At 43.7% G+C, this 12,271-nt stretch carries 10 protein-coding genes; 7 read left to right on the top strand and 3 right to left on the bottom strand.

All coding sequences use genetic code 11. The features are described from left to right. Window positions 1-5: 5 nt before the first annotated feature. The 5 genes from astD (at window position 6) to mscL (ending at window position 6,992) form a co-directional block, all read left to right on the top strand. Entirely contained in the window at window positions 6-1,475 is a 1,470-nt protein-coding gene (astD, locus tag FD716_RS14000; protein WP_139852905.1) for a succinylglutamate-semialdehyde dehydrogenase, read from the top strand. A 21-nt stretch (window positions 1,476-1,496) separates the two neighbouring features. Next, window positions 1,497-2,837 (top strand): N-succinylarginine dihydrolase, encoded by a 1,341-nt coding sequence (astB, locus tag FD716_RS13995; protein ID WP_139852904.1) that lies wholly within the window; start codon window positions 1,497-1,499, stop codon window positions 2,835-2,837. A gap of 40 nt (window positions 2,838-2,877) precedes the next feature. Then, window positions 2,878-3,933 carry a succinylglutamate desuccinylase gene (astE, locus tag FD716_RS13990; protein ID WP_139852903.1) on the top strand — a complete coding sequence of 352 codons (1,056 nt, stop codon included), beginning with the start codon at window positions 2,878-2,880 and terminating at the stop codon, window positions 3,931-3,933. Window positions 3,934-4,507: 574 nt separating this feature from the next. Continuing rightward, a complete protein-coding gene (typA, locus tag FD716_RS13985; RefSeq protein ID WP_139852902.1) occupies window positions 4,508-6,364 on the top strand; it encodes a translational GTPase TypA in 1,857 nt (618 codons plus the stop codon). 187 nt (window positions 6,365-6,551) lie between these two features. Next, window positions 6,552-6,992: a large conductance mechanosensitive channel protein MscL gene (mscL, locus tag FD716_RS13980; RefSeq protein ID WP_139852901.1), complete on the top strand. Its 441-nt coding sequence runs from the start codon at window positions 6,552-6,554 to the stop codon at window positions 6,990-6,992. A gap of 77 nt (window positions 6,993-7,069) precedes the next feature. On the opposite strand, the gene FD716_RS13975 is transcribed toward mscL, so the two are convergent. Together FD716_RS13975 and mutM are read right to left on the bottom strand one after the other, a co-directional pair. Beyond that, a complete protein-coding gene (locus FD716_RS13975; protein WP_139852900.1) occupies window positions 7,070-7,354 on the bottom strand; it encodes a peptidylprolyl isomerase in 285 nt (94 codons plus the stop codon). Next, window positions 7,351-8,205 carry a bifunctional DNA-formamidopyrimidine glycosylase/DNA-(apurinic or apyrimidinic site) lyase gene (gene mutM / locus FD716_RS13970; protein ID WP_139852899.1) on the bottom strand — a complete coding sequence of 285 codons (855 nt, stop codon included), beginning with the start codon at window positions 8,203-8,205 and terminating at the stop codon, window positions 7,351-7,353. The genes FD716_RS13975 and mutM overlap by 4 nt, the downstream gene beginning before the upstream one ends. A gap of 281 nt (window positions 8,206-8,486) precedes the next feature. Between mutM and FD716_RS13965 the strand changes: the two genes are divergently transcribed. Both FD716_RS13965 and FD716_RS13960 read left to right on the top strand, forming a co-directional pair. Next, window positions 8,487-9,785: a carbohydrate porin gene (locus FD716_RS13965; protein WP_139852898.1), complete on the top strand. Its 1,299-nt coding sequence runs from the start codon at window positions 8,487-8,489 to the stop codon at window positions 9,783-9,785. Window positions 9,786-9,874: 89 nt separating this feature from the next. Further along, on the top strand, window positions 9,875-10,987 hold the full coding sequence (locus FD716_RS13960) for an NADH:flavin oxidoreductase/NADH oxidase (RefSeq protein WP_139852897.1): 1,113 nt from the start codon (window positions 9,875-9,877) through the stop codon (window positions 10,985-10,987). 124 nt (window positions 10,988-11,111) lie between these two features. Here FD716_RS13960 and FD716_RS13955 read toward each other — a convergent pair whose 3' ends face one another. Further along, on the bottom strand, window positions 11,112-12,242 hold the full coding sequence (locus FD716_RS13955; RefSeq protein ID WP_228714954.1) for an esterase-like activity of phytase family protein: 1,131 nt from the start codon (window positions 12,240-12,242) through the stop codon (window positions 11,112-11,114). Window positions 12,243-12,271 lie beyond the last annotated feature (29 nt).

Below are 12,271 nucleotides of genomic sequence, written 5' to 3'. Positions count from 1 at the left end.
GCAGCATGTCACAAGGATATTTATATATTGATGGCACTTGGGTTCAGGGGCGAGGGGATCAATGGATCAAGTCAAATCCAGTCAATCAGCAGCCAATTTGGCGTGGTCATGCCGCGGATAGTCACGATGTTGAGCAGGCGGGGCTGGCTGCACGTCAAGCCTTTGTACTTTGGGCGCGTCGACCTTTGGCTGAGCGCATTGCCGTGGTTGAAGCTTTTGCTTCGTTATTGGAACAGCATAAAACCCATTTGGCGCAAGTGATTAGCCAAGAAACCAGTAAGCCGCTTTGGGAAACCTTAACCGAAGTGCAAGCCATGATTGGAAAAGTGGCAATTTCAATAGGTGCATATCAGCAGCGTACAGGCGAAACCACAACGGCTTTCGCTGATGGTGTAGCTACGTTAAGACATCGGCCACATGGCGTGTTGGCGGTCTTTGGTCCCTATAATTTTCCGGGACATTTGCCCAATGGGCATATTGTACCTGCACTGATTGCAGGTAATAGTGTGCTGTTTAAACCGAGTGAACTGACACCATGGACGGCAGAGGAAACGGTGAAGCTGTGGCATCAAGCAGGTTTGCCTGCGGGGGTGCTGAATTTACTACAAGGTGGACGGCAAACAGGCGAAGCCCTGATACAGACTGCGCAGATTGATGGCGTTCTATTTACAGGGAGTGCCGAAACTGGTGGGGTATTGCATCGTCAATTGGCAGGTCATCCTGAGAAGATTTTGGCTCTGGAAATGGGCGGTAATAATGCCTTAATTATTGATGAAATTACGGATCTCGATGCGGTGGTGAATCTAACCCTACAGTCGGCCTTTATTTCAGCTGGTCAGCGTTGCACCTGTGCGCGTCGTTTAATTATTAAGCGAGGAGCTGCAGGAGATGCCTTTGTTCAGCGATTGCTACAAGCCACGCAGCAGTTGTTGATTGGGGAATGGGATGCAGAACCACAGCCGTTTATAGGTGGCGTGATTTCAGTGCATGCAGCCAATCAAATGCTTGCTGCGCAGCAGCGTTTGATTGAGCTGGGAGCAAATGTCTTATTGGAGCTTAAAGCCTTACGCGATAACAGTAGTTTGTTACGACCAGGTATTTTAGAGCTGACGGATGTCACTGATGTGCCAGACGAAGAGTATTTTGGACCGCTCACGATGATTTATCGTTATGACGATTTTGATGAGGCACTGCGTTTGGCCAATGCGACCCGCTTTGGCTTGGCACTTGGCTTGGTTTCAACAGATCGTGCGTTGTTTGAGCGGCTTTTGCTTGAAGCGCGTGCTGGGATTGTAAATTGGAATAAACCATTGACTGGGGCATCAAGTGCTGCACCTTTTGGTGGGGTGGGGGCTTCAGGGAATCATCGTGCCAGTGCATTTTATGCGGCCGATTATTGTGCATGGCCAATGGCATCACTCGAACGTGAGCAACTCAATTTGGCTGAAAAACGATCCCCCGGCATTGTGCTGTAGTCGGCTGTTATGGAGAACAAAATGTCAGGTTATGAAGTTAATTTTGATGGTTTAGTTGGGCCAACCCATCATTATGCAGGGCTGTCTTTTGGTAATGAAGCCTCGACCAAACACAGTAAGCAATTGTCCAATCCCAAACTGGCTGCCAAACAAGGCTTACTTAAAATGAAAGCCTTGGCAGACTTGGGCTTAAAACAAGGGGTTTTTGCACCACAAGAACGACCGCATATCGCGAGTTTAAGAGCATTGGGTTTTGCTGGAACAGATCATCAGGTGATTGAGACTGCGCTGAATCGTGCACCCGAATTACTGTCTGCGCTGAGCTCTGCCTCAAGTATGTGGACGGCAAATGCAGCCACGGTTTCTCCTTCAGCAGACAGTGCGGATGGTCGCGTACATTTTACGGCTGCAAATCTTAATAATAAGTTTCACCGTTCTATTGAACATCCGACGACCAGTCAAATTCTGGCGGCAATGTTTGCCGATGAACGCCACTTTGTACACCACGCGGCCTTGCCTGGCGTCAGCTTATTGGGGGATGAGGGGGCTGCCAATCACAACCGCTTAGGCGGGGATTATGACAGCGCTAGTGTGCAAGTCTTTGTTTATGGGCAGCAATACTTAGGTGGCCAACCTGGTCCGAAGCACTATCCCGCACGTCAATCACGCGAGGCGAGTGAAGCTGTTGCGCGTTTACATCAATTGGATCCCAACAAAACTGTTTTTGTACAGCAACATCCCGATGTGATTGACCAAGGGGTATTTCACAATGATGTGATTGCAGTCAGTAATCAGCAAGTACTGTTTCATCATCAACATGCTTTTTTAAATCAACGTCAGGCTTTGGCTGAGATCAGGAGCAAAATGGCGCATTTGGGACATGAGTTGGTTGCCATTGAAGTACCTGCAGCACAGGTGTCTGTTGCCGATGCAGTGGCTACGTATTTATTTAACAGTCAGATTTTGACTCGTGCAGATGGTGGGATGAGCATTGTTGTGCCTGAAGAATCCCGTCAGAACCCAGCGGTTTGGGGTTATCTGAATGAAATGATTCGAATGGGAACGCCAATAGATGCCATTAAAGTGTTTGATTTACGTGAGAGTATGCGCAATGGCGGTGGGCCTGCTTGTTTAAGATTGCGGGTTGCGGTTAATCAGGCGGAATTAGATGCGATTAATCCCAAAGTATTAATGAATGATGTGTTATTTGATCGACTCAATCTGTGGGTGGATCAGCATTATCGAGATCGTTTGAGTCAAACGGACTTAGCCGATCCTGTGTTATTGCAACAAAGTCGTCAGGCTTTGGATGAGTTAACCCAAATTCTTGGTTTAGGCTCAGTTTACGACTTTCAACGGTAGTTAAAAGTCGTTAAAAATAGTCAAGGAGTATGTAAAGGCCATGATTGATTTTTTAGATTTGCTGTTAAAACAACAGGTGTGTTTAACGCAGCAGGGACAAACAGAGGATTTAAGTTGGACGTGGCTTGCTGAGGGGGTGTTGGAATTGACCCCCAAGCAGCATTATGAAAAAAGTGTCGTTATTTCAGCAGGGGTGCATGGCAATGAAACTGCGCCCATTGAAATATTGTCACAGCTTTGCCAAGACCTATTGCATGGACGGCTTCGTTTGGCGGTTCGATTGCTTTGCATATTGGGTAATCCAGCTGCGATTCGTGCTGGTACTCGTTATCTTGAAAATGATATGAACCGAATGTTTTGCGGTGCCTATCAGCAACTTGAGCCAGCAGTGGAAACACGTCGTGCCGCGTTATTAGAACAATTGTTGACTGATTTTTTCATTAAAAGTCCACGACATGCAAAACCTTACCATTTCGATTTACACACTGCAATTCGCGCTTCATTGTTACCGACATTTGCGCTCTTTCCTTATCAAACCCATGCTTATGATCAATATGTGTTGCAGTGCTTAGAAGCAGCAGCCTTAGATGCGATTGTCTATCACAATGCAGCGGGCAGAACTTTTACCCATTTTAGTAGTTTTAACTTTCAAGTGGCGAGTGTAACGTTGGAGCTTGGACAGGCCAAAGCCTTTGGACAAAATGACTTAACTCAATTTAGTCACATTGATCAGGTATTAAGAGCGGTGGTGAGTGAGCAGGCATTGCCTGAGCGAGACAAGATTCGTATTCGTCAATTTAAAGTGATCGACTCTATTATTAAGCAGGCGGAAAATTTTCAATTAAACCTAGCAGATGATGCCGCAAATTTTTCTGTATTTGAACAAGATCAAATTATTGCCACACAGGCGATTTCTGAGCATGATGCTCATTTGCAAGCACAGATTGTATTACATCCCCATGAACGTCATGGTTTTGAACAACATACCGTAGAAGGGCAGCGCTATATCGTGAGTCAACCACAAGTATTTATTCTATTTCCAAATGCAAAAGTAAAATTAGGTTTACGAGCTGGTTTGGTTTTGGAAGAGATTTAGTGGTTTAAACACAATATTTAATTTTGGTACTCGATTTAAATGCTGAGTTTTAGTGTTATCCAACATAGGCCTCAGCATCTTGAGTGGGCTGCGGATACGGCTGAGCAGACCGAAGTGTTACAGAGAGCGTGGGTTGAGATCAGCTAGTTTTAGGGAAATTCACTGCGATTTAGCGTGATCATGCGCTTAGATTTTAAAAAAAACGATCTTTTATCTGCTTGACTGGTGCTTTTTTTAGTCATAGCGCGACCATTTGTGCTATAATTTCCACCCCCAGACACAGGCTGTTTGAGCTTAAGTGACGATGTAAGGATATTTTTTGGCATATCCAATCACTGCTCCAATGGCGATATAGCAAAGCGCGTAAGCTGCTGTTTAGCCTTTGCGAAGATTAAATCTAATTCATCAAGTTCAAAGACTTCTTTTTTTGTGAAAGTATGACAATGAAATTGCTTTGTAAAAAAAGTTTATTGAATTTTCGCTAGTCTGTATAATCTGCCACAACTTAATTGTATGCGCCAATGCACAATTGAGGATTTCCTTTCAATTGTGTAAATATTTGGCTGAGATTTCTATGACCGATTCAAATTCTACGAACAATATCAAGAACTTGCGTAATATTGCAATCATTGCGCACGTCGACCATGGTAAAACGACGCTTGTCGATAAATTGCTACAACAATCTGGTGCACTCGGTGATCGCGCAGGCGAAATTGAACGCGTTATGGACTCAGGTGCAATTGAGAGCGAACGTGGTATTACCATTTTGGCTAAAAATACTGCCATCACTTGGTTAGATGAGCGTACCAATACGGAATACCGTATTAACATCGTCGACACCCCAGGACACGCCGACTTCGGTGGTGAAGTGGAACGTGTTATGTCGATGGTTGACTGTGTATTGTTATTGGTTGACTCGCAAGAAGGCCCAATGCCACAAACACGTTTTGTGACACAGAAAGCATTTGCTCGCGGTTTAAAACCAATCGTAATTATCAACAAAGTTGATAAGCCAAGCGCTCGTCCAGATTGGGTTATTGACCAAGTATTTGACTTGTTCGATAGCTTAGGTGCAACTGATGAACAGTTGGACTTCCCAGTTGTTTATGCTTCAGGCTTAAAAGGGATTGCGGGTCCTTCACCAGAAGAACTTGCGACCGATATGACACCGTTGTATCAAACGATTGTTGATATCGTTGAGCCACCTGCAGTTGATGCAGATGGTCCATTCCAAATGCAAATTTCATCACTTGATTACAACAGCTTCGTTGGCGTAATTGGGATTGGCCGTATCCAACGTGGTTCGGTAAAAACCAATACACCGGTAACTGTAATTGATAAAGAAGGTAAAACCCGTAACGGTCGTATCTTAAAAATCATGGGTTATCACGGTCTTGAGCGTATCGATGTTGATACTGCTGGCGCTGGTGATATCGTATGTATTACAGGTATGGATGCATTAAACATTTCTGACACGATTTGTGATCCGAAAAATGTTGAAGCTTTACCACCATTGTCTGTAGATGAACCAACAGTATCGATGACGTTCCAAGTGAATAACTCACCATTCGCAGGCCGCGAAGGTAAGTTCGTAACTTCACGTAATATTCGTGAGCGTTTAGATCGTGAGTTAATTCATAACGTTGCATTACGTGTTGAAGATACTGACAGCCCAGACCGTTTCAAAGTATCAGGTCGTGGTGAATTACATCTATCTGTATTGATTGAAAACATGCGCCGTGAAGGCTTTGAGATGGGTGTATCTCGTCCGCAAGTGATCATGAAAGAAGTTGATGGTAAAACTGAAGAGCCATATGAAAACGTTACTTTTGATGTTGAAGAACAACATCAAGGTTCGGTTATGGAGCAAATGGGTACGCGTAAAGGCGAAATGACCAATATGGAAGTTGACGGCAAAGGCCGTATCCGTATTGAAGCAACTGTTCCTTCACGTGGCTTAATCGGCTTCCGTTCAGAATTCTTGACCATGACTTCAGGTACTGGGATCATGACTTCAAGCTTCTCGCATTATGGCCCTGCTAAACAAGGTGCTGTAGCGAAACGCCAGAACGGTGTGTTGGTTTCTATGGTTAACGGAACTTGCTTGGCATTTGCTCTATTCACTTTACAAGACCGTGGTCGTCTATTTGCAGAACCACAGCTTGAAGTGTATGAAGGTATGATCGTTGGTATGAACTCTCGTTCAGACGACATGTCAGTTAACCCGACTAAAGCGAAACAGTTAACTAACATGCGTGCTTCTGGTACGGATGAGGCATTAACTTTAACACCAGCAATCAAATTTACACTTGAGCAAGCGCTTGAGTTTATTGAAGATGATGAGCTTGTTGAAGTTACACCTAAATCAGTTCGTATTCGTAAAAAATTCTTAACTGAAAATGACCGTAAACGTGCTGCACGTGGCATGTAATTGATTTAATTCTAAATCAATTGGTTAAAAAACCGCAATTTCTGCTGAGATTGCGGTTTTTTTGTATTAAAAATTCAAAAGAATATTGGAAAAAAACAAAAACCGAGTAAATTAGCAGGGATTGTATAGGTAACAACTAAAGTAAATTACATCCTATAAATAGACATGATGAGTTTGGAGACTTTATATGAGTATTATTCAAGAATTTAAAGAGTTTGCAGTAAAAGGCAATATGATTGATTTGGCCGTGGGGGTAATCATTGGTGGCGCTTTTGGTAAAATTGTAGATTCATTGGTAAAAGATATCATCATGCCGTTGATTTCAGTGATTACTGGTGGTGGCGTTGATTTCTCACAGAAGTTTATCGTATTGGGAGAAAATCCGGATAATCTACAATCCCTTGATCTATTGACCAAAGCCGGTGTAAACGTTTTAACCTACGGTAACTTTCTCACTATCTTGCTGAATTTTATTATTTTGGCTTGGGTGGTGTTCTTGATGGTGAAAATGATTAACCGTATGCGTCGTAAACAAGAAGAGGCGCCGGCAGCACCAGCAGCAACACCAGAAGATATTGCCTTACTGCGCGAGATTCGTGACGAATTGAAAAAACGTCCACAAGCATAAGTATTTGTATTGAAAAAACGTTGCCGAGGGCAGCGTTTTTTCAATCTGTGTTTCTATTGGGGTTTTACTTTATTGATTTAAAATTCCATACGAAATTTAATTTCCAATAAATGAAAACCAAACTGACTTTTAATAGGGCCGTGTAATACACGTTCTGCACCACTAAAGACCAAGCGATCAATCACCGGCACCAATTGGCCTTTTTTAACTTCTCCGAGTTCCCCACCTCTTTGTGCGGAGTTACAGGTAGAGTGAGCTTTGGCAATTTGAGCAAAGTCCGACCCTGATTTTATTTTTTGTTTGAGCTGTTCAGCCAAGTCTTTGTCTTTGACTAATATATGTCTGACGATTGCAGTTTTCATTGAGATGATCCTTTGATTTTAGTCGAAGTGGTTACCGCAGTTTTCTTTAAGGCTTGGCATTGTGGGCAGTAAACACTTGCACGTTGACCCAGCTTCATATTCAGCAAGGTTGTTTCGCAGTTAATACACATTTCACCTGCGCGACCATAGGCCAATAGGGTTTGTTGGAAGTAGCCATTTTCACCCATGGCATTGCTATAGTCTTTTAGGGTTGTACCACCCAATAAAATGGCTTGCTGTAAAATACGTTTAATCTCAATAACAAGTTGTTCAATTTGCTTTAGCGTTAAACTAGATGCAGGCTGTGCAGGGTGTATGCCAAGTTGGAAGAGGCATTCTGTTGCATAGATGTTGCCAACCCCGACCACCACATGATTGTCCATAATGGCGACCTTAATCCCGACCTGTTTCGATTTGAGCTTTTCTGCCAAATAGTGAGCATTAAACTCATCGCTCAAAGGTTCAGGGCCGAGCGTATCAAGCAATTTGATGCGGCTTTCCGCTGTTAGCCAAAGGATGCAGCCAAAGCGTCTTGGATCGTGATAGCGCAATTCAATATCGTCAAAACCAATGCGGAGATGGTCGTGTTTACGAAGTTCACTAGATGGCTCGCATAGACGAAAACTCCCCGACATTCCTAAGTGCCAAAGCATACTGTCCTGTTCAAACTCAGCCAAAATATACTTTGAACGACGGCTGAGTTGAAGGAGTTTCTGACCCTGTAGTTTTTGTATATCTGCGGGAATCGGCCAGCGTAAACGTGATTCACGCACCTCAACAGCACGAACTTCTTGCTGAATGAGTGGCAGTAAACTGGTTTTGGTGGTTTCAACTTCAGGTAATTCAGGCATAGATCACTCAAACACGCGGTGAAAGGAAAAATTAAAAGAGAATTCTCGCGCTATTCTAGGTGAGTTTACCATGTGAATAAAGCACATCACGGCAGATACGCTTACTTTGGTTCTTTAACTTAAAATCAGAGTGAAAAAATTATGAATAAAAATGAACCAATATTCATTTTTTGTATTACTATGTAATGCTTTGATTCAAAAGCATATGTTTGAAATCAAAACAGGAACCCTTTGAATTTTACACAATGAATGTGTAATGCACGCTTTTAACTAGGATTGTTATGAAAAAAATAATACTTTCAAGCAGCATCATGCTGATCAGTGCGGTACAGGGCAATGTCTATGCACAAGATGCATTTGACCCTAAAGGCACTTACTTGTTTGGGGATTGGGATGGTAAGCGGACTGAATTGGCTGAAAAGGGCATTAAATTTGACGCCAATGCTGCGTTAGATATCGCCTATTTAGCGGATGGTGGTTTTGACGCACATCGTGCTCCAACCTATGCCAGCCAATTTTGGTTGGGTTCAACCTTTGATATGAATCAACTGGCAGGTTGGAATGGCACCACGATTCGTGCGCTCATTACCGCACGTCAAGGGCAAAGTACCACCTTAGATGCTGTGCAGGATCCAATGGCTCCTCAGTTTGCCAATGCTCAAGCCAATTGGGGGCGTGGTAATGTTGACAGTCGTTTAAGTGAGTTGTCGATTGAGAAAAAGTTTGAACAACAAGGTGTTAGCATTAAAGCGGGTCGTATGGGCATAGGCACCGATTTTAATGTGATGGCTTGTGACTTTCAAAGTACCGCATTTTGCGCAGCGCAAATGGGGAAATGGCAAGGCAAAATTTGGATGAACACACCCGTTTCCCAATGGGGCGCACGGGTTAAATATCAGATACAACCTGAGCTTTTTGCACAAGTTGGGGTATATGAATATAACCCTGAAAATGCTTTGGAAAAGCATGGTTGGAACTTTGATACCAAGCATGCAGATGGAGTCACCTTCCCTGTTGAAGTGGTATGGTCGCCAAAGCAAGGTTTGTTTGACTTAGCAGGCAGCTATCGCGCAGGAATGATCTATAACACGGCCGATAAGCCAGAAAATCAATATGATGTGGGTTTTGCTCCCAAAACCGTTGGGGAAGACCATACCGTTGGTGGCTGGCTGACCTTTGAGCAGCAATTGACTTCAACGGGTGCAGGACGTCAAGGCTTACATAGTTTTGGTAACTTTACTTTTCATGACCGTACCACGACGCAAGTCAGTGACTCTCAACAGTTTGGTTTAAAGTACATCGGTTGGTTTGATGGGCAGCCAAACGATATTGTTGGCCTTGCCGTCAACCGTGTTGGGGTTAATAATCGCTATCGTGATTATGTGAACAGTGTACGTCAGGGCACAGGGAAAACCCAACTTGATCAAAGTGCGGAATATAATATTGAGTTGAATTATTCTTATTTTCCAACACAATGGTTAATGTTGCGCCCAGTACTTCAATATGTCGTCCATCCTGGTGCAACCAGTCAAGTTGATGATGCCTTGGTCTTAGGATTTAGCTCAAAAGTGATTTTCTAAACGCATTTTTAAGCTCGATTAGGATCAGTTTAAGGTGCTTGATCGCTAAAATAGATGGATGTGCATACAGACGAGAAGAGGGAAGACGGATGGCATTATTGTTTGAGCAGATTCATTTTGGTGATTTAGCACTACAGAATAAAATCGTGATTGCACCCATGTGCCAATACTCAGCCAACCAGCAAGGTGAATTGAGTTTTTGGCACAGCCAGCAATGGGCAAGCTATGCGCTTTCTGGTGCGGGCTTATGCATTGTTGAGGCGACCGCAGTCAGTCCAGAGGGGCGGATTAGTTATGCTGATCTTGGCCTTTGGAACGATACTCAACGTGATCAGATTAAAGCCTTGCTCACCCAAATTAAAACGCTTTCTCCAATGCCTTTTGCAGTGCAATTGGCACATGCGGGGCGCAAAGCATCAAGTGAAAAACCGTGGTTAGGGCGACAGCAAATTGCAGCAACTGAGCCGCATGGTTGGCAAGTTGAGTCCGCCAGTGCATTGCCTTTTCATGCGGGTGATGCAGCACCACATGCTTTGAGTATTGCAGAGATCCAATCGGTGATTGAAGATTTCGCTCAAGCCGCTGTACGTGCGGTTGCAGCTGGTTTTGCATTGATTGAGCTGCATGGTGCTCATGGATATTTACTGCATCAGTTCTTATCACCCTTGTCGAATCAGCGGCAGGATCAATATGGTGGTTGCTTAGAAAATCGAATGCGTCTGATCTTGGATGTTTTTCGTGCTGTGCAAAAAAATCTGCCTGCAGGATTTCCAGTTGGCGTCCGTATTTCTGCACAAGACTGGAAAGTCGGTGGCTGGACAGTTGAAGAATCAATTGAAGTATCGAAGCAGCTGGCGCAATTGGGTGCGGCTTATATCCATGTCTCTTCAGGTGGCTTGGATGAGCAGCAACAGATTGAGATTGGACCGAATTATCAAGTCCCATTTGCAGCAGCGATTAAGCCACATGTGGATATTCCGGTGATTGCAGTCGGGCTGATTACCGAAGCGGAACAGGCAGAAGCGGTATTGCAACAGGGCCAAGCCGATGCCATCGCTATCGCACGTGCACTTCAGTACAACCCTCGTTGGCCTTGGCATGCCGCTGCAGCCTTGAAGACTAAAATTGCAATTGCACCGCAATATTTACGTTGCCAGCCACATGATGTAAAAGCGTTATTTCAGCCATTTGCTGAAAATTAAGACATAAAAATACGCAAGTACCGTGGATGAGTGCGTTGAATACCCATCAGCTCTTGCGTATTGAATGCACTAAAAATGCATCTCTTAAAAACCTAAAGCTTGAAATCTAAATCTTACAAGACAATTATGGCAGAACTTCGAAGGCAATAAATTGCGTGATTTGCTGTTCTGAGAAGTTATTGTCTGCCACTAAAATCAAACTTCGGTTGCCATTTTTGAGCTTTGGCCCCCAACTGATCCCTTCGATATTGTCCAGTTTAATATTTTGATAAGTCAGTGGTAATTCAAGTAATAGCTGCTTTTTCATAGGGGTATATTTGGCATTGACCAAGCGATCCATTTTTTGGACATCCGTGGTCTTATCTTCAATTGTAGTGCGATATAAGCGAATGGTATTGCCTACGCCATCAGCAAAAGCCCGCTCCACTGCAATAAACTCATTTTCTGAAATCGCGAGCATTTCTGAGAGGCCATTGTCTTCAGGGTAGCCGCCAGCAATGCCAGCTTTGGCAATTTTTTCAATTGGATAGGCATATTGTGCCAGTGGCTTATTGGTGTTTTGATCTAACTGAATAACACGGACTACGCTGCCTGCGGTTAATGAGCTGAGTGGACCATCTTGGATAAGCGCATCTTCATTTGCCGTAAAGATTTTTCCTTTTGCTGTCACTGTGAGTGCTTCAAATAACTTATTGCTACGACCACCTGTGGTTTTGTTGTCGACGTATTCAAAAGCCTTTGGTATTTCAAAAGCTTTCACAAAATGACCATCCTTGCGATATTCCCGAACAAACGGCTGGCTCAGAGCATTTCCTGCCGCAAAATTTCCTTCGCTTGAGATATATAAATTGCCGTTGGCTGCAGCCCGGATTGATTCAGGATCGACGGTGCGTTTGTCAGATGGAAGCAAGATATTATTTTGATCTCTTAAATAGATCATATTTTGAATGCTGACTTTTTTGATCTTCTCTTGATCTAGGTCAATTGCCAGTTGATAAAAACGGGGTGCACCGCGTTCTCCACCACGATCATCTGAAATGGCCCAGTATTTGCCGTCAGTATCTAAATCTAGCCCCGATATTCCACCAAATTCGACACCGTTATACATGGTTTTACTGAGAATGTTGTAGTCACCAATCAGACGAAGCGATGAAATACTTTGTGCTGAGGTTGGGCTTTCATCATCATCTTTATTGCAAGCGACCAGACCTAAACTTGTTGCGACCAAGCCCACGCTGAGTAGCAGTGTGCGCATCTTTTTTGTCATGCAAAACATAGAGAAAT

Source organism: Acinetobacter pullicarnis, from assembly GCF_006352475.1.
In the GTDB taxonomy this organism is placed as follows: domain Bacteria; phylum Pseudomonadota; class Gammaproteobacteria; order Pseudomonadales; family Moraxellaceae; genus Acinetobacter; species Acinetobacter pullicarnis.
Note: the sequence above shows the minus strand (reverse complement) of the source record. Positions and strands in the feature narration are given on the sequence as shown.